We start from the raw sequence: 24,920 nt of genomic DNA, 5'->3' as shown, positions 1-24,920 counted from the left end.
GCTCGGAAAGAGCTAAAGGATTCAGCAACAGATTTTAATGATTGTTGAGCGACTTGCGAGTAAAGCAACCCGTAATTTTCGTTGGCTTTGGCAATTTTGTACAAATCGAGATATTTGACTGCACTTTTGTCCTTAAAGTATCGTTGCCGACTTTCGTAAGTCCCGACGTTGAATAGATTATTTGACCATTTTAGTAGTTGCTCAACAATGGTTTTATTGAGTCCCGTTAAATGCCAAATATTTTTTTGGACTGCATACATTTGAGTTCACCTCCCTTGATTTATTTTACTGTATTTAGCGATTTTGAAACTGGTAGGCAGGATAAATCCTGCAATGCCCTTTCATCCCTGGACTAAAGTCACAGGGTTTTCAGGGTATTTTTTATAAAAGCGATCGACCCATTTTCTTGTTAATATAGATTCAAATGTCTCTGGAATCCTCCTATGACCACAAGTCTTACAGATCGAGAAGATTTGCAAATTAAATCCGGTTCTCCTTCCACCCGCCTAACAGTTGCCGACTTGGAACAACTGCAAGGTATACTCTGCGAAGCACATCTAGACTACCAATTAGAACTGGTAGACGGGAAGATTATCATTATGGGCCCATCAGACATTGTATCGAGCGAAATAGGAGCAGAGTTTGGCAGACTTTTGGGGAACTGGGTCAAACCCCGCAAACTCGGACGAGTATTTGAATCTAGCGGCGGGTTTATCCTCCCCAATTCCGATCTGAGAGCTCCCGATGTTTCTTTTGTAATAGCCTCGCGCCTCAAACAAAGTAAAAGGTATTTTGCCGAACTCGTTCCCGACTTAGTTGTAGAAATCAAATCTCAGTGCGATCGCCTCAAACCCCTGCGAGAAAAAATCTTATCATTTATCGAACTCGGAGCAAAAGTAGGAATATTAATCGACCCTGACAAGCGCACAATAACAATTTACACTCCCCAAGCAGAGCCAGTGGTATTGAGAGACGGCGACATGATTTCAATTCCCGAACTTTTGCCCGGTTGGGAAGTTCCAGCGAGCGAATTGTGGTCGATCGAGTTTGAATAAAATTAGATAAAAAAGCAGACAAACCCAGAATCAAATCATCTGCGTTCATCTGCGTTCATCCGCCCTCATCTGCGGTTGAATATTAAATAACATCAGACAAAAAGCAGACAAACCAAAAAAAATCATCTGCCAACCTCTGCGGTTTAAAACTGCAAAATAATCAACCCCAGCAACACCGCAACCCCCCCCACAATAGTCAACACATAAAACTGCGACTGACCGGTGCCGCTGTACTTCAACCCTTCACCGCTGAAAATTGTGGCAAAACCGAACAAATTAACCGCCCCGTCCACCACATACCTATCAGTCCAAGCGCTGATTTTAGAAATAACAGCCACAGCCCAAACGACAGTCAAGCGGTAAACTCGATCGATATAAAAATCGTAAGCAAACAAATCCTGCAAGGCTGGCACCGGCAGCCGTACCGGTCGAGGTAAAACCCCGTACCAATAAATCGCTACCCCAACCGCAACGCCTATCAACCCAGATAACAGCAACAGCGGTGTATCCAGCGTCTTCAACAGCAAATTTAAAGCATCAAAATCTCCCGTTTCCGCCCAAGGGCCAGTCCAACTAATTAACAGTTGCCACTGCTGCAACATCCAAGGAACTAACAGCCCCATTACTGTCAAAATTACCATCGGCAAAGCCATCGGCCAACCAACTTCTGGAGCTCTGCGAGTTTTCGGCTGCGGTTTTCCCACAAACACTAAACCGAATATGCGGGTTAAATTTAGGGCTGTCAAACCGTTAACTAAAAGCAGCACTATTACCAGCCACAAAGGCACCGTCCAAAAACCGTTGAGCCAGCGCCGCATTGCCCAAAAGTTGCCCAGAGGCAACAAGGCTACCATCCCCGCAGCGCCTACTAAATAAGCGGTAGTCGTGGCAGGCATCTTCGACCACAACCCACCCATTTCTGTTAAATCTTGAGTGTTAGTTGTGGTAATAATTGACCCTACGCTCATGAATAATAGGCCTTTGGCGATCGAGTGCGCGAACAGCAACAGTAAAGCAATGTCAACTTGATTTAGCCCCACGGCGATAAACACCAAACCCAAAGAAGCGCTGGTAGAATGCGATAGTGCTCTTTTGAGGTCGATTTGGGCGATCGCCACCAAGGAAGCGCCAACAGCCGTCACCGCACCCAAAACCACCAGCACCCCATCCGTCACGGGCGACAGCGCTAAAACAGGCTGAAGTTTAATCAAAACATAAGCCCCAGCGCCCACAACTACCGTATTCCGCATAATCGAAGCCGGGTTGGGCCCTTCCATCGCCTCGTCGAGCCACAAATGGAAGGGAAATTGAGCGCACTTGGCCGTGGGTGCGGAGATTAAAGCCAAACCTAAAAGAGTCGCCACTAGGGGAGACAAAGTAGCAGTTTCAGCCCATGTTTCTAAATCGGAAAAATTCAAACTTCCTGCTAAAGTTGAAAGCGTCACTACTCCCATCAGCAGTGGCACGTCTCCTACACGCTTGGTTAAAAACGCATCTCTAGCGGCTGTTACTACCAGCGGTTGAGCGTACCAAAACCCGACTAGCAAGTAAGTTGAAAGCGTCAGCATTTCCAATAAAGCGTAAGTTAGAAGCAGTGAGTCGCTAATAGCAATGCCGCTAATTGCTGCTTCAAAAAAACCGAGCAGCCCAAAAAATCGAGCTAGCGCCCAGTCTTTTTCCATGTAGCCTAGAGCGTAAATTTGTGCTAGCAAACTCAGAAGTGTAACTAACTCCATTGCTCCGACGCTGACCGTGGAGATTTCTATTGCAAAAGACAAATCTAAATCGGCTGCTTGCACCCAGTGCACGAGCAACTGTTGAGGCGGTTGATCCCAAGTCGCTGTAAAAATAACCGATCCGTGTATGAAAGCCACCACTGTCATCAGCAAATTGAAGTAAGCGGCTGGTCTCGGGCCTGTTCTGCGAACGGTGCCGGTAGACCACGGCAAAGTTAAAATTGCGCCTATTAAGCCATATAAAGGTACCCACCAACAGGCTTGGAGGAGAAATTGAGTCATTTAATTTATGCCTTAAACTTGAAATTACTGGCTGCTTTTATACAAAAACAGTCGCGGGCGATCGCGCGAGGCCCTAAAACTTTGACTAAACCCGATCGTATAGTTGTGGCAAAATAATTTGCAGTCCAGATTAACTATACATGAAAGCATCAAAACTGATAATTATCTCAACACTAATTTATATGCTGAGCAGACGAGGCACTCAAAGAAAAAAATGCCTGCCAATGGGCCAAGACTGCCTTTTTTGCCTATTTCCCTGCGATCCCCTTTGGGAATCCCCCAGTTTCCCTACAGTAACTCAGCTCCGGCTTCACATACCGAACTCTACTTTATGAGTATTATTACTTACTTTAATCCCCCCTCGTCGTCGGCATCTACCCTTCTCTATATTAAGATTATTAAATAAATATTAAATTATTTTAAGTAACATAAAAAAATTTAATTTTTGTTATTAAACATTATGATGTTAGTTTATATTGTCAAGGTGGACAGCTTCCCCTATTCTTATAGGATAGGAAGCTTTACACTGCCTTACTAAAAAATGTGGGCCTCCCCGTCCAAATTTTTAGATTTCTCAAAGATTTGTAACGGTAATTTCGCTCATCCTCAAAGGAGATTCAAAAATGTCAATTGCCGTGGGAATGATTGAGACAAAAGGTTTTCCCGCTGTGGTGGAAGCTGCCGATGCTATGGTCAAAGCTGCCCGCGTTACCCTCGTGGGCTATGAAAAAATCGGCAGCGCCCGCGTCACCGTAATTGTGCGCGGCAACGTGTCGGAAGTCCAAGCCTCAGTCGCAGCCGGAGTGGAATCCGTCAAGCGGGTCAACGGCGGAGAAGTCGTCTCTACCCACATCATCGCTCGCCCCCACGAAAACCTAGAATACGTTCTGCCGATTCGATATACAGAAGCAGTAGAACAGTTCCGAGGCTACTAAGTTCTTAGCGCACAAAAATTTCGTTAAAGAAAAATTTGTGCGATCGTCAAAAATTAACTGTTTAGTTCCCCAAATATTCAATCAGGAGTAAAACCAATGGCAATTGCAGTTGGCATGATCGAAACCCTAGGCTTCCCCGCAGTGGTAGAAGCCGCTGACGCGATGGTCAAAGCAGCCCGCGTCACCTTGGTAGGCTACGAAAAAATCGGTAGCGCTCGGGTTACGGTCATTGTAAGAGGAGATGTCTCGGAAGTGCAAGCTTCTGTCGCAGCCGGAGTAGAGTCAGTGAAGCGCGTTAACGGCGGACAAGTGATGTCCACCCACATTATCGCCCGCCCTCACGAAAACTTAGAGTACGTGCTGCCGATTCGCTACACCGAAGCTGTAGAACAGTTCCGTGAAGGCGTGAGTGGCATTCGCCCTCTCAACAGATCATAAGATAGGCGATTCCCTACGGGATAGCTTCGCTTCACGGCTGTTAGGGGCGTTTGGTAATTAAAAATTAAAAATCGCGATGTTTTTGATTTAGCATTTTTAATTTTTAATTGAGGTGGGCATGGGATATTGGTTATTAGTCATGAATCATGAGTCCGTCGATTTTAGATTTTAGATTTTAGATTTTAGATTGACTCTCGCATTGAATTGGGGAGCTTGAACTCTTAGTCTAAAATTTCGATCTCGTCCACTTAAGTGGGGAATTTTACCCGTTTCTGGCGAGTCATTAGTTACTAGACGAAAAACTCTAAAAGACGCAGAGCAGACAGAAGAAAGCAAATCTAAAAACGACAAGTGACTAAGTGAAAAAATGACAATTACCAATTACCTATTACCTATTACCTAAAATGCAAATGGCCAAAGTTCTCGGCACAGTTGTCAGTACCCAAAAAGAGCCGACACTGAGAGGATCGAAATTTCTACTGCTGCAATTCATCGATGAGGAAGGTTCGCCAGTTCCCGGCTATGAGGTAGCCGCTGACTGTGTGGGCGCTGGTATAGATGAATGGGTTTTAGTAACCCGAGGCAGCGCAGCCCGGATCGCGCCCGGAAGCGAAAACCGTCCGATCGATGCTCTAGTAGTAGGCATTATAGATACTGTCAATGTAGAAAACCGCCTCATTTACAGTAAAAAAGACGACCCGTACGGCTAGTTGCAACCGTTAGCAGTTAGCAGTTAGTGGAAAAATAACTAACAACTAACAACTAACAACTAACAACTAACAACTAACAACTAACAAAAAGATTTTTCAGCTTAGGAGAACTTAATTTATGGCAGTCCGCAACGTTGCGGCTCCCCCGACGCCTTGGTCGAAAAACTTGGCTGAGCCTAAAATTCACGACACCGCCTTCGTACATTCCTTTTCTAACATTATTGGGGATGTGCATATCGGTTCTAATGTGATGATTGCCCCCGGGACATCTATCCGCGCCGATGAAGGCACTCCTTTTTATATCGGACAAGGAAGCAACATTCAAGACGGAGTAGTGATTCACGGCCTAGAACAAGGCCGTGTCACAGGAGACGACGACAAATCCTATTCTGTGTGGGTGGGGAAAAATACTTCCCTCACCCACATGAGTTTAATTCACGGCCCGGCCTACGTGGGCGACAACTGCTTTATCGGCTTTCGCTCCACGGTGTTCAATGCCAGAGTGGGCAACGGCTGCATTGTCATGATGCACGTACTAATTAAAGATGTGGAGATTCCCCCCGGTAAGTACGTACCTTCGGGAGCCATCATCACTAATCAGAAGCAAGCCGATCGCTTGCCTGACGTTCAAGATTCTGACATTCAATTTGCGACCCATGTCATCGGCATCAATGACGCTCTGAGAACGGGTTATCGCTGCGCTGAGAACATCGCCTGTCTAGCACCAATTCGCAACGAGCAAACTAAAAACCCAAATATGACTCAAACCAAATATTCTACCCATGCCGGCACCCAATTGAGTTCAACTCTTGCCGATAGCATCCGTAATTTACTAGCTCAAGGATACAGCGTGGGAGCCGAACACGCCGACGCACGCCGCTTCCGTACCGGTTCTTGGCGTACTTGCGGCCCGATTTCCTCAACCCGTGACTCTGAAGTGATCGCGGCTTTGTCAGCTTGCATGGCCGAACACCAAGGAGAATACGTCCGCTTGATCGGGATTGACACCAAAGCCAAGCGCCGCGTACTAGAAGAAATCGTCCAAAGACCGGGAGAAAACGGCTCTAACGGTTCTAACGGTGCGAAAACTCACCAATCTAACGGTAAAGTTGCACAACAAGCTTCATACCACAATAGCGGTTCCGTGTCAAGCGGAAAATTGAGTGCCGAAACAGTGACTCAGGTTCGCGGCTTGCTAGCTCAAGGCTACAAAATTGGCACGGAACACGCCGACGCGCGCCGCTTCCGCACCAGTTCTTGGCAAAGCGGGGCTTCGCTGCAAGTGAGAAATGAATCTGAGGCGATCGCCGCTTTAGAATCTGTGATGAACGAGTACCCAGGCGAGTACGTGCGCTTGATCGGGATTGACCCGAAAGCTAAGCGCCGCGTGGTAGAAGAACTTATTCAGCGTCCAGACGGCCCAGTTGCTCAATCGGCCAAGCCTGCAGCAACATCGGGATACAAAGCAGCTTCGACTGGTTCGGCCAGCAGCGGAAGTTTGACCGGCAAGACGATCGACCAAATCCGCAACCTGCTTTCCCAAGGCTACAAAATTGGCACGGAACACGCCGACGCGCGCCGTTTCCGCACCGGTTCTTGGAGCAGTTGCGCCCCGATCTCATCCAACCGCGAATCCGAAGTGATTTCTGCCCTCGAAAGCTGTCTCAAAGAACACAGCGGCGAGTACGTCCGCTTGCTGGGCATCGACTCCAAGGCGAAGCGCCGGGTACTGGAAGAAATTATCCAGCGTCCTTAATTTGCTAGGTAATTAGCTTGTTTCTTCCGTTCAGCCCTCGCACTGGGGCCAACGGGAGAAACCCCAGCGGATTGAAGTTGGATTTGAGATAGTTAAAAAGCTCGATTCACAAATGTTGGTCAAAATCTAGAATCTTCTGAAAGTTTCTATAAAACGTTAAAGCATCAAGCTTCTCAGTATTAGTAAATTATCGTTTCTTAGATTGACATGGTTAAATTTATCAGTCGAGAAAACCCATAATTTAAAGTCGTTTTATCGAAAAAAATAGCTCCTTTCATGGTGAAGTCGAATGTATTTATCGCCCCTGCAATTAAGTAGCAACTCTCAGATTTTGATGAGTGGCGATGTAGTTGTTCATGAGGGTGCGGCGATCGCCCCTGGAGCAATCCTGCAAGCAGAGCCCGGAAGCCGGATCTCGATCGCCGCCGGTGCCTGTATCGGTATGGGAGTTATCCTTCACGCCCGTGAAGGTACTCTGGAAATCGCGGCGGGCGTTATTCTGGGTGCAGGGGTGCTGGTGATAGGTGCGGGAACGATCGGGGAAAATGCCTGTATTGGTGCCGCGACGACCCTAATCAATCCTTGTATCGACAAAATGCAAATTATGGCAGCAGGTTCTCTAATGGGAGATACCAGCCGCCAAGTCGCCCCAGAACCAACAGCAGCAGCGCCAACAGCAGCGCCAACAGCAGCGCCAACATCACCAGAAACCCCCGAAGCCACTACGCCACCAGTCGATCGACCGATCGAGCCGATCGAGCCGCCACAACCAGTCCAAACACCGCCTCAAACTGCGCCGGAGACGGCCCCAGACCCGCCGGAATCCACCGCCGCAGAGCCGCCTCAACCAGGGGAAACGCCAACTATTCTGTACGGTCAAGCTCACATCAATCGGCTGTTGGGGACGCTGTTTCCGCACCGACAAGCTTTTAATCGCTCGGAGGAAAACGGCCAAACTCTATCGGGCGGTTCCGGGTAGCCGTCATTCGATTTGAGATTTTAGATTTTGGATTTTGGATTGACTTGCGCTCTTATAAATTCGGGGGACGCAAGGATTTTAGATTTGAGATGCTTTCGATTGATTTGCGCGAGATAAATCACGTGGCGGGTATCACCTTTGAAATTCTTGGTCATTTCGGCAAAAGGCAGCTATGCTGAAGGCAGAAAGATCAAATATAAATAGGTAATCTCATATTATTGGTAGCTCAGCAATTTGTAAGGCCTTGCCGCAGCAATCTGTGTCTTGTAGCTCGTGCAGTCTGTCTTCTCATCTGAGAAACTATAAACTATCAACAAATTTTTATTTTGGGAAGTTTCTAAGGGTAATAGAAGATGGACGGACAAATAGATCGTAACAGTCACGAAGAGCGATCGCAGCGCCAGGAATACTTCAAAGACACCGCTTTGGGTTTGGTATCCACCAAGAGTTTTCCGGCAATTGTGGGGACTGCTGACATGATGCTGAAGTCGGCAGGAGTGATTTTAGTAGGATACGAAAAAATTGGTTCCGGTCACTGTACCGCGATCGTCCGGGGCAGAATTTCGGATGTGCGTTTGGCTGTGGAAGCTGGAGCTCAAACTGCCGAACAGTTCGGGCAGTTTGTTTCTAAGTTGGTGATTCCTAGGCCTTTGGCTAATTTGGAAGTGGTTTTGCCGATCGGCTTTCGGCTGACTGAACTTTCGGAAAAAGGCAGTTATTCTCGGCTTAGCAATCAGGCGATCGGTTTGCTCGAAACCCGGGGATTCCCGGCAATGGTGGGTGCTTGCGATGCTATGCTCAAATCCGCAGACGTACACTTGGCAGCTTACGAGAAAATTGGCGCCGGTTTGTGCACGGCAATTATTCGCGGTGCAGTAGCAGATGTAGCAGTAGCCGTAGAGGCCGGAATGTACGAAGCTGAGCGAATTGGCGAGTTGAACGCGGTGATGGTAATTCCGAGGCCTTTGGAAGATTTGGAACAAACTTTACCGCTGGCGAGTTGCTGGATCGAGCAGCGTAAACCTGTGATGATGCCCGTGTCGGTTAAAGAAAAGGAACAAGAATTGATCGAACTTCCAGATTTGGAGAAATTGAGGGTTTATGTAGAAGAAGAAATAAATCGCTAATTGGTAATTAGGCAACAAAAGTTTGTAGATACGTACTGCAGCAAATACTGAGACGAAATTTGTCAAAAAAATATAGAGTTTACTCGGTAGGACTGCTGGCAACAATTTATACTGAGTAGCGGTATCAAACTTAATTTGCCGATCGAGCCGAGCGCAGCCGCATCAAGAGACACAGAACACCAACTAAAACTAGACTTTTAAGCGAAAGTCGATCGCCTAAACAATGGAACTGACGAAGTAAATCCTGCCGACGTGCAGAGCCTTTCCACAGGATTTAACTGCTGTTAAAATGAACCTAAAATCCTGTTTCCGGTAGATAGCCTACAATCAATTTGAGGGTAATCTAATAACGGGTGGCCAAAAAAGAGAAGTTTAACAGTTGTTCAACTCAAAACTGACTGCACAGGAATCAACCCCCAGAATCAAGCAATCCTGAAAGTTGACCTATGAACCTCAAACAATTTTACAAGCGCGGTTTGCACAGCGCCAAGAAAGGAAACTATGAAGCGGCGATCGACGATTTCGATCGCATACTGCAACTCAATCCCGCCGATGCCAAAGCCTATAACAATCGCGGCTTGGTTTACTATTACATGAAAGACTACCAAAAAGCGATCGCCGACCTCAGCCAAGCCCTAGATATCAATCCTAATTTCTTCGAGGCTTACTTGAATCGAGGCAATGCTTGGCGTCATCTCGGAGAACACGAAAAAGCCATTGAAGATCTCAACTGCGCTTTAGCAAATAAGCCTAACAGCCACGCTATCTACAACAACCGGGGACTTGTACTTGCTAATTTAGGAAACTACGAAGAAGCAATAGAAGACTACAATCGAGCTCTATCTATCAATTCCCACAATTATAAAACCTATTACAACCGGGGTCGCGCTTACTACCTTTTGGGAGAAAAAGAGGCAGCAACGGAAAACTTTAACGAAACGCTGCGGTTGAATCCTAAATATATCAAAGCTTACATAAATCGAGGTCTCTGTTACCACCAATTAGGAGACAATACGCAGGCGATGGCCGATTACAACATTGCACTCGCTATCGACCCACAAAATGTTTATGCCTATTATAACAGAGGTTGCGTTCGCTATAAATTAAAACAAATGCAGCTTGCAATTGAAGACTTTGACAAAGCAGTAGAACTAGATCCGAATTATGTTAAAGCTTATCTCAACCGGGGTTTAGCGCTGTATAAACTTGGAGATGTTGCGGCAGCAAATAAGGATTTTTACCACGTAATGTGCATTAATGCTGAAGCTTATTTATACTACCAAGCCCAGCGTTGTACGCCTGATATTAATTCATACTTCAAGGAAGCGCCACAGGTAGAACTTAATAATGCTGCCGAATACTACAACACAACATTAAATACGATGTCAACTTCCTTAAGTTCCGCAGCATTTAACGCGGTATGGAATCAAGAAGATTTGGAGAAAAGAGACTCGATTATCTGTGAAGGTGAATTTATTAATGATTGATTTAGTCAGTAGTTTAGGATCGCGAATTAAATAACTTACAATTTTAATTGTTATGGTGGGATGGGCCTGAAAGCCCGTCCAAAAAGGGCGGGCCCGACGCTAGGGCCCCTACTCCCCACTTTCAAGAGTGTAAGTTATTTAAATCTCATTCCTTAGTAACCATTAGTCCTGAGACTTATTGCCTCAATCTTCGAGGAAAGCGCAGATGCAACGCACTGAAAATTAAACTCACATTCCGCAATCCCCAACGCACAGCGTACATGGATTGAGTAGCTCAAAGTGAATCATCCGAGACAATGGTAAGTAGAAATATTCAACAATTTCTGTCCAAAACGATCGCCCAGTTCTCCATTCCTGAAAATTGAGGTTCGGAGGTGAGTTAAATCTGAGTCCGTTAAAAATGCGATAGGTCAAAAACCAAGTTTATTGCTGAATCGGAAAAAAGCCTCCTTCGCGCATTTCTTGAATGCTCTCTTTAACCGCCTGAATGATGCTATCTGTGTCTTCATGAGTGTGAGCAGTGGAGAGAAAGCAGCTACGACCTTCGGATATGAAAATACGCTTTTCGAGTAAGTGAAAAAGTAGCGGATCTATCTCAACGGATGCAGCAGCGCGAAATTGCGATCCGAAATTTACAAGCCAGACAGATACTTCATTTTCTTTGAAATAAGCATTCAGGGTTTCAACGAGGTGCGAAGTTCGCTGATTCAACTGCTGCTGAAGGGTTGGGCCTTGACTTTTAAGATAGCGCAGTACGGAACGCGCAGCGGCCAGAGCAAGTGGGTGCTTGCAAAAAGTGCCGGCAAAAATTGTTGTTTTTACCTGGGGGTAGGAATCATCACCGTAGTTCCACAAACCGCCGTCAATTTTATCCATATAAGCAGCTTTTCCCGCGATAATTCCAATGGGCATACCGCCCCCGACAATTTTACCGTAAGTTGCAATATCTGCTTCAATGCCAAACCACGCCTGCGCGCCACCTTGATGAATTCGGAAACCACTAACCATTTCATCAAAAATCAGCGCAATTTCTGATTCTTTTGTTAATTGCCTGAGTTGCTGGAGAAATTCTTTGGGTTGCAAATCGAGACGGCTGCTTTGCACCGGCTCCACGAGAACCGCAGCTAATTCGTGCTGGTGAGCTTTGATAATTTCCAGGGCATGAGGGCTTCCGTAATCCAAAACTAAAACATCTTCAATAAAATTAGCGAGAATTCCTGGCGCTTTTGGAATGGTGCATAAATCGCCATTTATCTTTTTGACAACTGCGAGAGTTCCGTCAAAATGACCGTGATAAGAACCAGAAAAAAAAGCAATTTTATTGCGTTTAGTTGCCGCTCTAGCTAATCGTAGAGCTGCCATCACCGCTTCAGTGCCGGTATTAGAAAAAGCGACGCGATCCATTCCCGTTAGTTCGCAGATTAATTCTGCAACTTCTCCGGCAAGTTCTGCTTGTGCACCAATTTGCACACCGCGATCGAGTTGCTCTAATAGGGCTTCTTTAATAAAAGGCGGATTGTGACCGAAAAGATTGATGCCCAATCCCATCGTGATATCGATGTATTCATTGCCATCAACATCCCACATTTTAGAGCCAAGCGATCGCGAGGCAACAATCGGATAAAACATCTCCTTGACAGGAAAGCGAAACCCATCAGAAGCCCGATTGTCCGCGAGAACCGGACGGTATTTTTGCGCGAAATTCTTAGAAGTCTTGGTGCGATAGGTGTAGCGCTCTATCAGGGCTTTCATGTGTCTTTGCTGTAATTGTTCGTTCATTTTGAATTTTCCAGAGTTTGAGTTAGGTAGGTAGGGGCGCAATGCTTTGCGCCCTTACAGGTTTTAATTGCGACTATCTATCAAGCCACAATCGACGAGATATGAAAAATAAGTCCGAAACAAACTCGCATCCGCTTGCGGGCAGATAATATTTGTTCCAGAAAGTCCCTTCAACGCATTCTGGCAATCAAATTGCAGCGTCGCAGATTTAGCCATTTCCGCTTCAGAAACTTTTTCGGAAAAAAGACCGACAAGCGGGTACAAAGCATGATCGGGAGAATTTCCAGCGCGATTGATTATTTCTGCTTGCCAAGCCTCAGAAGAAACTCGTTTGATTGGATAACCCATTGAGCAAATCCAGCCAAGCAATTCACTCATTTGAAAAGACTGAGGGTTGACTAAATGAAAAGTCTTTCCGAGCAATTCTTTTTGCCTCGAAAGATGAACGATCGCTCCGCTCACATAGTCAACAGGCGCTACATTCATCAGCTTATCGTCATCGGGCGCACATCCAAGTTGCACGCAACCAGCGATTAACCTGTACAGTAAGTCGCTGGGATTGCAAGCCCCTGTTTTGCTGTCCCCAGAAATGCGGCCCGGCCTGTAAATGGTAACAGGAATCCCGCGATCGCGCGCGACCTCTACTAACTTTTCTGCCACCCACTTAGTCTGAGTGTAAGCGCCTTTGAGACCCTCTCCCGGAGTGAGTTCATCCTCCTCTCGCACCACCTTAATCCCAGCTTCTCCCATTGCCGAGAAAACGGAAATCGTAGAAATTAAATGGACTGGTTTTAGCTTACTTTGACTCGCCAATCTCAGAACTTCCTGCGTCCCCAAAACGTTAGCGGGTTTGAGAACCGAGTAGGGATAAGTAAACTTGACAAACGCGCCATTGTGGTAAATGACATCAATTTTACTGGCTAAAACTCGGAACTGCTCCTCGGAAAGCCCCAACAGTGGTTGAGACAAATCTCCAGCAATTGGGATAATGCGATCGCTGCTGCTTTCATCCCAAATTAAATAGGATTCCAGGCTGCTTTGAATCCGCTTTTTAGCTGATTCTGCATCGGCAGAACGGACTAGGCAATAAATTTCTGCTTGAGTTTGTTGCAAGAGATCGCGGAGTAAAAAGGCTCCCAAAAAGCCCGTCGCCCCTGTTAAGAAAATGCAAGCTGGTTCAGTTTTTGGCTCGCTCAATGGAGTTGCAGGGCGAATTGCCGGATCTAAAACCACTTCAGCGTTAATATCGAAATTCGAGGGGCGATCGCCCGCTGTGTTGCCCCCTTGTCGCATTTCGATTTTTTCAGCTAAACCAGCTACAGTAGGAGCTTCAAACAAAACGCGCAAAGGCAATTCCACCTGAAAAGATTCTCGCACTTTGGCTAACAACTGAGTAATCAGTAATGAGTGTCCCCCCAAGTCAAAGAAATTGTCGTGAATTCCTACCTTTTGAAGGTTGAGAAGCTGGCTCCAAATTCCGGCAAGAATCTCCTCACCGAGAGTGCGAGGGCCTACAAACGTATCTGTCAAATTGGCTGCTATGGACGGTGCAGGAAGCGCTTGACGGTCTATTTTGCCATTGGGAGTCAGCGGCAGCGCTTTCAGGAGCACAAAAGCAGAAGGTATCATGTATTCGGGCAGCTTTTCTTTGAGGAACGAACGCAGGCTTTCAATCAGTTGTGAGTCCTGAAGGCTGAGTTTTGAGCGAGCAACGATATAGGCGACTAAACGCTGATTCCCCGGTTCATTTTCCTGAAGTAAAACGGCTGCTTCGCGTACAGAGGGATGATGAGACAGCCCCGCCTCAATTTCCCCTAATTCAATGCGGAAACCTCGCAGCTTTACTTGGCGATCGGCGCGATCGATAAATTCGATATTTCCGTCTGGCAAATAGCGAGCTAAGTCGCCAGTTTTGTAAAGTCGAGTTTCCCGTTCCTGAGTGAATGAATTGCAAATGAATTTTTCGGCCGTGAGTTCTGGTTGGTTTAGATAGCCGCGAGCCAATCCCGCCCCAGCAATATATAATTCACCGGCTACCCCTACAGGAACCGGCTGCAAGTGCGAATCGAGTAAATAAATCTGCGTGTTGGGTAGCGGGCGACCTAAAGGAACTGTCTGGGAAATGCGATCGCCCTGCATTTTTACCTGATAAGTCAGCACGCCTACAGTTGTTTCTGTCGGCCCGTAATGGTTGAAGATCGAGCAGTCTGGATTGTATTTCTGAATTGTTTCAATTAAATTCCACATCAAAGGCTCGCCGCCGAGAATTAATCGCTTTTTCGGCAAGATATGCGCGGGGTTAGAAGCGCTCAACAAAGCTTTTAAGTGAGAGGGAACAATTTTCAGACAATCGATAGAATGCTGCTGAAAATAAGCGGCAATTGCTTGAGGATCTGTTGCGCGTTCTTGAGAGATGATGTGCAGGCATCCACCCGAACACAAAGCGGGGAAAATAACAGTGTGTCCTAAGTCGGCTGCGAAGGTGGAAACGGTGGCATAATTTGCACCTGATGGCAGGTTTAATTTTTCCTGAATGCCGTGCAGGTAATTGAGCAGTTGTCGGTGTTCAATGGCGACTCCTTTGGGTGTGCCGGTGGAACCGGAGGTATAGATAATGTAAGCTAAATTTTCACCAGAAGCAGAGACGAAAGTAGTAGGAGAAAAAGAGGGAATGTCTGTATCTAAGCAGACGATCTGTGCCTGAGTTTCCGGCAAATTTTTGATGAGATGCTGTTGGGTTAACAGCACTAAAGTCTGAGCATTTTGCAACATCAATGCTAGGCGCTCTTTGGGCATGGCTGGGTCGATCGGTAAGTACGCGCCACCTGCTTTGAGAATGCCTAGAATTCCCGCGATCGCCTCTAAAGAGCGATCGACACAAATGCCGACAATCACCTCTGGCTTGACACCTAATTGCTGCAAGTAACGGGCGATTTGGTTAGCGCGGGCGTTGAGTTCGCTGTAGGTAATTTGCCGATCTTCAAAAACAGCAGCTATACTGTTGGGCGATCGCTCTGCTTGCTCTTCAAATAGGTGATGCACGCACTTATCGAATTGGTAATCTGCTTTTGTGCTGTTGAATTCTACTAATAATTGATTTCGGGCGCGATCGCTCAGCATTTCGAGCTTGCCGATCGCGGTTTGTGGGTTGCTGGCCGCACTTTGCACCAAGGCGTAAAATTGCTCTGCCAAGCACCGGATACTGTTGTCTGCAAGGAAGATAGGATCGTAGTGAAACTCAGCGGTGAGCGAGTCATTTTGGCGGTGGCAAGAGAGTTTAACTTTGAAGCGATTGCAGCACGCATACTGCTTGTAAATCGAAAAACATACGCCACTAGCCGAATGCTTTTCGACTTGTTCCTCAAACTCGAAACCAAATGAAAAGCCGGAAGAGTTGCCTAGATATTCGTGGGAGAAATATTCTTGATACTTGTATGCTTCGCATTCTTCCTGCTGAATTTGCTGCAAGGTTTCCGCGAAGGAAAAGTTTTCTGTTAGTTTGCCCCGCAGCGGTAAAAATTTGGCAAACAGCCCCAGTGCTGGCTCTAATTCTTCGTATTTTCGACCGTCGAATGCCACGCCAACAGTGAGCTCTGATTGGCCAATCAGTCGCCAGAGCAAAATTTTCCAGCAAGCGAGCAAGAATGTAGAAAGTGAGGTGTTGTACTGGCGGGCGATCGCTTCTACTTTTTCCAGCAAAGCTAACTCTAATTTAACCTCAAAAGCTTGCGGAGTAAATTGAGCTGGCGCGTTAATTAATCTATTTTCAAACGGCAACCTTAAACTCGCTAGCGCTGAATAATTATGCCCAGTCCAGTATTCTTGGCCCTCCGCCGCTTCCTCATCTTCGAGCAATTCATTTTGCCATTCGGAAAATTGAATGTATTGCACAACTTCATCGGTAATTTCTTCGCCGTGAAGGCAGGCCACATAGCACTGGCTGATTTCTTGAACCAGATTTTTTAGTGTGCGACTATCGGCGCACAGTGCGGGCAAACTAACCAGTAAAATATGCCTCTCAGATGAAAGTGTAATTAAAGACAAGTGCCAAACAGGATTGCGATCGAAGTTGAAGAAAGCGCTCTTTTCTTGCTGAAAAATCTCTTCTAGTTGGGCTTCTTGCTCCTGGGGAGTCGCTTCACTTAAGTTAACCCAGTTCCACGAAACAGAGCTCGGTTCGGAGATAACTTGTATTGGAATTTTTAGCCCTGCTTTTCCATGAAAGCTGGTGCGGATAATTTCGTGGCGATCGCTAACTTTTTCTAAAGCTTTCTTGAGGTTATCAGTTTGAAGAATTCCCTCGATCGAAATAGCGGATTGAATGCGATAAGCAGGGCTGTCTTGCTGCAACAGCCAGAGATATTTTTGCTGGGGTGAAAGCCGAAATCCATTAATTGTTTGCATTGTTCCTATTTCTCAAATCACTACTTTATTCTCGTTACTTTTGCCGGGAAGAGATGATATCATGTCCGATCGATTGACCATAATATCCCGGTCGGGCGGGTTTTTGAGATTGTCAATTATTGGCAAATATTATTGGTGAACCCGCCCCTACAGGAATCAGGCTAATCGACCGGACATGATATGAGAAGGAATTAAATCTCTGCTTCACCGATCATTTCGCCCATCGCTACCACAATTTTTCGCGAACCGATAAATGGATTGCGACTGTGAGCGGCAAGCATATTATCTAGCATTAGGATATCTCCTGCTTGCCAGGGAAAACTAACAGCAGCTTGCGCGTACACTGCCTGAATTTCTTCCATTACCGAGTCTTCAATAGGAGTGCCGTCACCGTAATAAACATTGCGGGGGAGGTTCTCTTCTCCAAAAACAGAGAGCAAGGAAGCGCGGGTGGCTGCATCCAAACAGGAAATGTGGTGCAAAGGAAGTTGGTTGAAAAATACCATCTCTTTGGTTTTTGGGTGCTTGGCAATTGCGGGGCGAATTTTGCGGGTTCTCAAATTATTTCCTGCTTTCCACTCAAATTCCATCCCAGCTTGCCGGCAGTATTCCTCAACCACGGATTTGTCTTCTGTTTGGAAAAAATCTTTCCAGCTTACATCCAGTCCCTCTGTGTAGTTGCGGACGTACATAATTTGCTTTTGGGCAAATTTTTCTCTGAGTTTCGGATCTAGCAACTGGTAAATTTTACGGCAGTCAACAATCGGCGTTTCTCCGCCTTGTTGCGCTGGCTGAACGCAGAAAAACCAGATTTTCATCGGCCAGCGGTGCAGGTGCGAACTCTCGCTGTGAAATAAGATAGCTTTATCTGCTGGGTAAGGAGTTGAACCGTAAACTTTTCCGCCGATTCCTTCGCGCGGCAAATCTCCGTACTCGCCGAACAGTTGCGGACAAATCCCCAAGGCAAACTGCTCGAAAGTAGAAACTAAGGGCTCGGTAAAGCCTCGAAACAAAATTGCACCGTGTTGCTGCAATTTAGTCTCGATCGCAGTTCGGTTGTTTTTCGCCCAATCAATGAGATCGACATCGCTGGCAGCGGGTTTAATGACTAGCGGGAATAGTTCCCCAGGCTGGAGAAATTCGGTTTTTATCAACTCGCCGTCTGGCAGAGTGACTACTTTCGGTTTAACACTCTTAAACTTGCTAAAATTCAGCTTTTCGCGCTTGACTTCTTGCATTGCTTGTTGTTCTTTTTCCGCTTCTGTGAGAATTTGTAAGTTATTTAACCGAGTTTCAGGCTCCGCCGCAATGCTGTTGAGTAAGGTTTCAAAACGGCTGGACATTTGCTCGATGGCGGCGGCCTCGAAAAGGTCAGTATTGTATTTCCAAGTGCCTGCAATTCCTTGCTCGGTTTCTCCTACGAAGAGAACTAAATCAAATTTGGCGGTGCCGCTGTCGAGTTCTAAGGGAGTCAAAGTTAACCCGCCTAGCTCTAAAGCAGGCATGGGCATATTTTGCATGACGAATAAGACTTGAAAGAGCGGTGTTTGATTCAGGCTGCGATCGGGCCGCAATTCCTCTACCAATTTGTCGAATGGTAAATCCTGGTGAGCGTAGGCTTTTAAGGTGACTTCGCGCACGCGATCGAGCAATTCAATAAAAGTAGGATTGCCGCCCAGATCGCCGCGCAAAAGCAAGATATTGACAAAGAAACCAATTAGAGATTCTGTTTCCAATTGGGTGCGGTTGGCGAGGTCGGTGCCGACCACCATGTCATCCTGATTTGTCGATCGATATAGCAGCGTTTCCAGAGCAGCTAGCAACGTCATAAATAGGGTGACATTTTGTTGGCGGCTCAGCTTGTTGAGCGCTGCCGAAAGGTTTGGGGAAAGCTGGAAAGGTTTAAGGGCAGCGCGATAGGTAGAAACAGCGGCGCTTGGAAGTTGTTTGGCAGGCAGTTGCAGCACTGGCAAAGGATTGCCTAAATGTTGCTTCCAATAAGCAAGTTTTGCTTCTAAAACTTCTCCAGAAAGCCACTTGCGCTGCCACACGGCATAATCGGCGTATTGGATTGAAAGTTCGGGAAGTGGGGAGGGTTTGCCAGTGCAAAAAGCTTCGTAGAGGGTTGCCATTTCCCGCACCAGTACCCCTAGAGACCAGCCATCTGCAACGATGTGATGGATGGTTAGCAATAAGATAAATTCTGTGTCGCCTAGCTGTAGCAAAGTGACTCGCATTAATGGCCAGTTTGCTAAGTCAAAAGGTTGTTGCGCTTCCTCGGCGGCGAGCCGCATGGCTTCTGCTTCTCGCTGAGATTGAGGAAAGTGCTGCAAATCTATCACTGAGAGGGCGAAAGTAGGTTCGGGAATTATCAACTGAACGGGCCGCCCTTCCACGGCGCCAAATGTTGTCCGCAAGGCTTCGTGGCGATCGATAACTGCTTGGAAACTGCGCTCTAATGCTGTCAGGTCGATCGCACCTTTCAAGCGCACGGCTGCGGGGATATTGTAAGCCGGATCGCCCGGTTGCAATCGATCGACGAACCACAGCCGCTGTTGTGCGAAAGAAAGGGGCAATTCTGGGCCTCGCGGTGCGCGATCGATCGGGGGTGCTTCTTGTTTTTGCTCGCTGCTGCTGAGAAGGGAAATGCAATCGCTCAAACTTGCCACTGTTGGCGATTCAAATAAGACGCGCAGGGGCAATTCAATTTTAAACGCTTCTCGCAGGCGCGCGATCGCCTGAGTAGCTAATAGCGAATGTCCTCCCAATTCAAAGAAGTTATCCTCGCTGCCAATTCCCTCGATGCCTAACACTTCGCTCCAGATGCCAGCAACCATTTCCTCCACAGGCGATCGCACTGCAGAGAGCGCGCTTTTTTCCGGTGCGGGCAGCGATCGGCGATCGACCTTCCCATTCGGCAAAAGCGGCAGCGCCTCCAGCAGCACGAAGGCTGAAGGCACCATATACTCCGGCAATTTTTGTTTTAAATCGCCGCATAATTCATCTGCAAGGCTCGACGGTTGAGACTCTGAAAAACTATCCTTGTACGCAGCGATATAAGCAACTAAACGCTTGTTACCGGGGTTATCTTCCCTGACAATAACCGCCGTCTCCCGCACGGCTGGATGCCGCTCCAATACCGCCTCTATTTCTCCTAGTTCGATGCGGAAACCGCGAATTTTTACCTGGCGATCGATGCGGCCTAAAAATTCGATCGTTCCGTCGGGAAGCCACCGCCCTAAATCTCCGGTTTTGTACATTAAATCTTTGTCAATTCCCGGCAGCGGTTTTGCCGTATTTGGAAAGGGATTTTCAACAAAGCTTAATTGAGTATTCTTTTCATCTTTCCAATAGCCCTCGCCGACGCCAAATCCCGACACGCAAATCTCTCCCGGCACTCCCACGGGCACTAATTTCATCTGAGAGTCGAGGATGTAAAGATTTAAATTGGCGAGGGGTTGGCCAATGGATAGCGATCGCTGATTTTCCGGCAAAGGTTTATCAATAATTGCCTGCGTAATATCGTCAGCCGCTTCTGTAGGGCCGTAAGCATTGACAACGCCGACAGAAGGATACAGGCGCAACCACTGATTCGCCAACTCTACCGAGACGGATTCTCCCGTTACCATCATCCATTTTAAATTGGGAAACGCTCGTTGCTGCGGCGATAATTTTGAAAGATAGTCTGTCAATCCTCGGACAACGGTGGGAACGAGTTCGACGAGGGTTAATTTGTGTTTTTGAATTACCTCAAACAATTTTTCTGGATTGCAAATTGTTTCCGCATCGGCAATTACGGTTTTTCCGCCAATTAGAAGAGGCGCTAAAAATTGCCAAACCGAAATATCCGATGAAGCAGGAGCGCTTTGCAAAAAGGTAAATTCTTCAGTCAATCCCAGCGCCTCAAATTGAGCGTAAATGTGATTGATCGCGCCGCCGTGTCGGATAATAGCTGCCTTGGGCAATCCGGTGGAACCGGAGGTATAAATCGCGTAAGCTGGATCGGTGCCGCGATTGCTAGTTTCTAGATTGGCTGCGGGCAGTTTATCGAAACTTGTGCGATCGCATATCTGAACCTCGGCGGCGGAGCTCGGCGCGCCCTCCGGCTTTGCATCTAAACAAGCCAAATATTTTAACTTAGGGCAATACTCGATTTGGCTTGCCAAAATCTCTAAAAATGAAGCGTCTGTTAAGAGAATCGGCACTTCGCTGTGAGAAATCATATAGCGAATTCTCTCTGAAGGATAAGTGCTGTCAATGGGAACGTAGACTCCCCCCGCCTTTAAAATAGCGAGAATAGCGATGAGAAAATTCGGACTCCGTTTTTGCAGAATTCCCACCAGTTGTCGATTTTTGACTCCTAAACTCTGCAAAAATCTGGCGAGTTGATTCGCTTTTTCGTTCAGTTCGCGATAAGTTAACTGAGTTTCTTCAAAAACAACAGCTATGCGATCGGGCGTTTTTTCGACCTGGCTTTCAAATAACTCGTGAATCGTTCCCTCGACAGGATACTCTCTAGCATTGTCGTTAAAAGTTTCTAATAGCTGGCGGATTTCCGATTTGCTTAAAAAACTAAGATCCGCAATTTTTAGGTGAATGTTGTTGGTGACGTTTTCCAAAAGATTGACATAGTGTGCCGTCAGTCTTCTGATGGTTTCCTCTTTGAAAAGCAAGTCGCTGTACTCAATTTTGCCGGCAATCCGATCGCCCTTGACTTTCAAAGCAATTGTTAGATCGTTGCCGAGTTCCGCGAGCTCGCTTGCAGAGTGAATGTTTTCCCACAAGACGGCTACGTCAAAAATTGGACAGCGGCTCTGAGTTTCGGAAATTTTTAACAACCGCACTAATTCAGCAAACGGATAATTTTGGTGGCTGTAGGCCGCGATCGCAGTATCTTTGACTTGCAGCAGAAACTCTTTAAAAGTCAGTTGAGGAGTGACAGTGGAGCGCAGCGGAACCGCTCGATTAATTAAGCGATCGCTTTTTTCTGGGTTGTAAACCGGCGAGCCGACAATAATGTCCCTATTGCTCGTATATTTGTGGAGCAGTATTTTAGCGGTAGCGAGGAGAATTAGATAAATTGACAAATCGGATTTTTTCGCCAACTTAAAAATCGCTTCAGACAGTTCGCTCGACAGTTCAAAGGCGACCTCTCGCTTTTTGCCGCTATCTAGCACAGGTCTTGCATAATCGGCTATCAAAGTTGTCTCCGGCAGTTCCCCGGAGAGCTTGTTTAACCAATAAATTTTTTGAGACAACAAGTTATCTGAAATGGGGGTCAGCGGCTTGATTTGATTGGCTACGGCTATCATCGATCGTTTCCTCACATTATTAAAAAAATTGAAAAAGTTAGGGCAATTAGGAATTCATATCATGTCCGGTCGAGGAACCGCGATTTTTGTAGGGGCGGGTTCACCAACAATACCTGCCAATAATCTCCCATCTCAAAAACCCGCCCCGACCGGGATATTATGGTTAATCGTGAGGACATGATATCAAGCAATCGGACAAGGCTTGTTGCAGGATCAGGCAGCCTTTTTTCAAAATCGGCCATTCTATAGTTAGCGGGGGCAAGATTTTGATTGCGGTATCATTTCTCCCAACTCTTTCGACGATTAATCCCAACTCGAAACACCGCGAAGTGACCTTTTTAGCAAAACTGGCACCGCCAAACTTTACCAAATCAATGCCCCAAATTAAACCAATTCCTCGGATATCTATTTTTGGGCTGATGGGGGCGATTTCTTCGGCGAGAAAATTTTTTAACAAAAACTCTTTCACTTGTACTTCTGGTTCAAGTCGAATATTTTCTCGATACTCTAGAGCAGCGGCAGCTCCTACGAAAGCGAGTTGATTTCCCCGAAATGTACCTGTATGTTCGCCCGGTTCCCAAATATCTAATTCGGGTTTAAACAACAGGAGCGACATCGGAAATCCGTAACCGCTGATCGATTTGGAAAGGATTACCATATCGGGAACGATATGAGCTCTTTCAAAGGAGAAGAATGGCCCTGTCCGCCCGCAACCGACTTGAATGTCGTCGCAAATTAATAAAATGTCGTGGCGCGAGCACAAGTCTCTGAGTTGTTGCATCCACTCGACGGGCGCGACAATGACTCCCCCTTCAGCTTGCACCGTTTCAAAAATAATTGCCGCTGGTTTTTCGATTCCAGAATTGACATCGTTTAGGACTGCTTCGATATAATCGATGGTATTAAAAGTTTCCATGAACCCATAGGGATAGGGCATAAAAGTGACGTTATTTAAACTCACGCCTGCCCCCGCTCTCGCGGAGATATTGCCAGTCGCAGCTAAACTGCCTAACGTCATCCCGTGATAGGCTCCCATGAATGAGAAAATGCCCGGTCTTTGCTTGATTTTTCTGGCTAATTTCAAAGCCGCTTCAACGGCATTCGTTCCCGTTGGGCCGCAAAACTGAACTTTATAATCCAGATTTTTCGGTTCTAAGATAGACGAAAAGAATTTTTCTAAAAATTCTTTTTTGGCTGATGTGTGCAGATCTAATCCGTGGGCGATCGCGTCCGATTCCAGATACGCTATTACTTTATGCTTGATATAGTCATTGTTGTGTCCGTAATTCAGCGCCCCTGCCCCTGCTAAAAAATCGATATATTCCGCTCCTGTTTCGGAATATATGATAGAATCTTTTGCCCGATGGAATATATCGGGAAAATTTCGGCAATAGCTTCTGACATTAGACTCGCGACTTTCAAAAATATTGGCTTGCTGACTTGGCTTTTGTAGGGCGATGCGGTGCATGGCAACTTTCTCACTCCAGTTAATTTGTTAGTTACGCGGCGGACAATTCAAAACTAAACGTTACTTCTCTTTCCAGAATTAACGTCACGGGATACTCGCGATCGATCGGCAACAGCAAGTCCTTAAGGAGCGCGTTTGGTTGCGCCAAGATGCCCTGAATCAATCTCTCGAAATCCTCCAGAATGTGAGTAATTGCGGCTAGCTCGAAGCGGCGGAAATCGTAATTGATGCCGATGCAGAATTTTAGATCCGGATACACGGCAACAGTCAGGGGATAGTTAGTCTTGTAAAAATTCGGCGCATTGGAGAAAATCGTCGAGTTCGAGATTTCTAGATTGCCTTCCCATTGTTCCAAGAGTGAATCCACAGGCGCGTTTTCATACACCAAGATACTCTCGAACAAAGGCTTGCTTCGAGGCACTTGACTCCACCCTTGAATATCCACTAGCGGACTCCACTCGTACTGGCGCATTTCCAGCAATTGTTCTTGAAGCTGCTTCAGCCAAACTAGCAGAGATTTCTCAGAAGCTACCTCGACCCATACGGGCAAGCTGTTAACAAATAACCCAATTAGCGGCTCGTCTTGTAGTAATTCTACTGGGCGTCCCGCCACCGTACATCCGTATACGACTTTGCTCGCGCCGCTGTAGTAACTCAGCAGCATCGCCCACAGTCCCTGAAAGATCGTACTCAATGTAAGCTGGTGCTGCCGCGAAAAAGATTGCAGCGCTGCTGTAGTTTCTGGCGATAAATAGATTCTCTGTTCGTCGTATTTTTCCTCGGAATTGAAGGCGCTGCTAGCATCTAGATTGGCGAGGGAAGTAGGCGATCGCAATTCTCCGAGCGCCTGTTGCCAGTACGTCTGGGCTTTCGCTACGTCTTGTTTTTGCAACCATTCGATGTAGTCTCGGTAGGGAATGCTGGGTGCTAAATCTACCTTTTTTCCCTCACAAATCGCCTCGTAAATTTGAAGCACTTCCGCGAGGATCGTGGGGATTGACCACCCATCCATCACGATAAAATGTCTGCTCCAAATAAATTGGTAACAGTTGTCAGCGAGGCGAAACAAAGTCAGGCGCATCAAACACTCTTGGGAAAGGTCGAAGCCTAACGCGCGATCGCGATCCAGAAAAGTATTTAATTGCTCCTCTTGTTCGGCAAGATTGAGCCCCCGCCAGTCGAATTGCTCTAAGGGAACTGTTACTTGCTGATATACAACTTGTAACGGTTTGTTGATATCTTGCCAGAAAAAGCCCGTCCGCAAACTTGCGTGTCGGTTCGCTACTTGCTCCCAAGCGCTAGAGAAAGCGTCAACGTTGAGATTGCCCCGCAACAAAAAGGGCATTTGGAAAAAATACAGTCCCAATTCCGGAGCGAATAAGCTGTGGAAAAGAATGCCTTTCTGAATCGGCGAAAGTTCGTAAATATCCTCAATGTTTTCTACTTTCATGA

General features: G+C 46.6%; 14 protein-coding genes and 1 pseudogene. 8 read left to right on the top strand and 7 right to left on the bottom strand.

All coding sequences use genetic code 11. The annotated features are described in order from the left end of the window. A pseudogene (locus QUA50_RS06835) lies at positions 1-260 on the bottom strand (RNA-guided endonuclease InsQ/TnpB family protein); the annotation flags it as partial. 183 nt (positions 261-443) lie between these two features. On the opposite strand from QUA50_RS06835, the gene QUA50_RS06830 reads away from it, so the two are divergent. Continuing rightward, complete coding sequence (locus tag QUA50_RS06830; RefSeq protein ID WP_333263951.1) at positions 444-1,055, top strand: Uma2 family endonuclease; 612 nt, start codon at positions 444-446, stop codon at positions 1,053-1,055. Between the two features lie 143 nt (positions 1,056-1,198). Here the strand turns inward: QUA50_RS06830 and QUA50_RS06825 are convergent, their stop codons facing one another. Further along, positions 1,199-3,073 (bottom strand): NAD(P)H-quinone oxidoreductase subunit F, encoded by a 1,875-nt coding sequence (locus QUA50_RS06825; protein WP_333263954.1) that lies wholly within the window; start codon positions 3,071-3,073, stop codon positions 1,199-1,201. 623 nt (positions 3,074-3,696) lie between these two features. Here QUA50_RS06825 and QUA50_RS06820 point away from each other — a divergent pair. The 7 genes from QUA50_RS06820 (at position 3,697) to QUA50_RS06790 (ending at position 10,505) form a co-directional block, all read left to right on the top strand. After that, positions 3,697-4,008 carry a carbon dioxide-concentrating mechanism protein CcmK gene (locus QUA50_RS06820; protein WP_006635059.1) on the top strand — a complete coding sequence of 104 codons (312 nt, stop codon included), beginning with the start codon at positions 3,697-3,699 and terminating at the stop codon, positions 4,006-4,008. Positions 4,009-4,104: 96 nt separating this feature from the next. Continuing rightward, positions 4,105-4,446 carry a carbon dioxide-concentrating mechanism protein CcmK gene (locus tag QUA50_RS06815; protein WP_006635058.1) on the top strand — a complete coding sequence of 114 codons (342 nt, stop codon included), beginning with the start codon at positions 4,105-4,107 and terminating at the stop codon, positions 4,444-4,446. Positions 4,447-4,850: 404 nt separating this feature from the next. Continuing rightward, positions 4,851-5,156: a EutN/CcmL family microcompartment protein gene (locus QUA50_RS06810; RefSeq protein ID WP_006635057.1), complete on the top strand. Its 306-nt coding sequence runs from the start codon at positions 4,851-4,853 to the stop codon at positions 5,154-5,156. A 118-nt stretch (positions 5,157-5,274) separates the two neighbouring features. Beyond that, the gene (locus tag QUA50_RS06805; RefSeq protein ID WP_333263960.1) at positions 5,275-6,912 is read left to right on the top strand and encodes a ribulose bisphosphate carboxylase small subunit; all 1,638 of its coding nucleotides are present in this window, start codon (positions 5,275-5,277) and stop codon (positions 6,910-6,912) included. Between the two features lie 289 nt (positions 6,913-7,201). Then, positions 7,202-7,891 (top strand): carbon dioxide concentrating mechanism protein, encoded by a 690-nt coding sequence (locus tag QUA50_RS06800; protein WP_333263963.1) that lies wholly within the window; start codon positions 7,202-7,204, stop codon positions 7,889-7,891. 353 nt (positions 7,892-8,244) lie between these two features. Further along, the gene (locus QUA50_RS06795; RefSeq protein ID WP_333263966.1) at positions 8,245-9,018 is read left to right on the top strand and encodes a BMC domain-containing protein; all 774 of its coding nucleotides are present in this window, start codon (positions 8,245-8,247) and stop codon (positions 9,016-9,018) included. A gap of 446 nt (positions 9,019-9,464) precedes the next feature. Next, positions 9,465-10,505 carry a tetratricopeptide repeat protein gene (locus tag QUA50_RS06790; RefSeq protein ID WP_333263969.1) on the top strand — a complete coding sequence of 347 codons (1,041 nt, stop codon included), beginning with the start codon at positions 9,465-9,467 and terminating at the stop codon, positions 10,503-10,505. A 423-nt stretch (positions 10,506-10,928) separates the two neighbouring features. Here QUA50_RS06790 and QUA50_RS06785 read toward each other — a convergent pair whose 3' ends face one another. From QUA50_RS06785 to QUA50_RS06765, 5 genes are all read right to left on the bottom strand, one after another. Continuing rightward, positions 10,929-12,284: an aminotransferase class III-fold pyridoxal phosphate-dependent enzyme gene (locus QUA50_RS06785; RefSeq protein ID WP_333263972.1), complete on the bottom strand. Its 1,356-nt coding sequence runs from the start codon at positions 12,282-12,284 to the stop codon at positions 10,929-10,931. A 63-nt stretch (positions 12,285-12,347) separates the two neighbouring features. Beyond that, positions 12,348-16,688 carry an amino acid adenylation domain-containing protein gene (locus QUA50_RS06780; protein WP_333263975.1) on the bottom strand — a complete coding sequence of 1,447 codons (4,341 nt, stop codon included), beginning with the start codon at positions 16,686-16,688 and terminating at the stop codon, positions 12,348-12,350. A gap of 191 nt (positions 16,689-16,879) precedes the next feature. After that, the gene (locus QUA50_RS06775; RefSeq protein WP_333263977.1) at positions 16,880-22,000 is read right to left on the bottom strand and encodes an amino acid adenylation domain-containing protein; all 5,121 of its coding nucleotides are present in this window, start codon (positions 21,998-22,000) and stop codon (positions 16,880-16,882) included. Positions 22,001-22,163: 163 nt separating this feature from the next. After that, the gene (gene ectB / locus QUA50_RS06770; protein WP_333263980.1) at positions 22,164-23,468 is read right to left on the bottom strand and encodes a diaminobutyrate--2-oxoglutarate transaminase; all 1,305 of its coding nucleotides are present in this window, start codon (positions 23,466-23,468) and stop codon (positions 22,164-22,166) included. A gap of 31 nt (positions 23,469-23,499) precedes the next feature. Further along, on the bottom strand, positions 23,500-24,918 hold the full coding sequence (locus tag QUA50_RS06765; protein WP_333263984.1) for a condensation domain-containing protein: 1,419 nt from the start codon (positions 24,916-24,918) through the stop codon (positions 23,500-23,502). Positions 24,919-24,920: the final 2 nt, after the last annotated feature.

The sequence above is a fragment of the Microcoleus sp. M2_D5 genome, from assembly GCF_036701935.1.
In the GTDB taxonomy this organism is placed as follows: Bacteria; Cyanobacteriota; Cyanobacteriia; order Cyanobacteriales; family Microcoleaceae; genus Microcoleus.
This window is presented reverse-complemented; position numbering and strand designations above follow the sequence as displayed.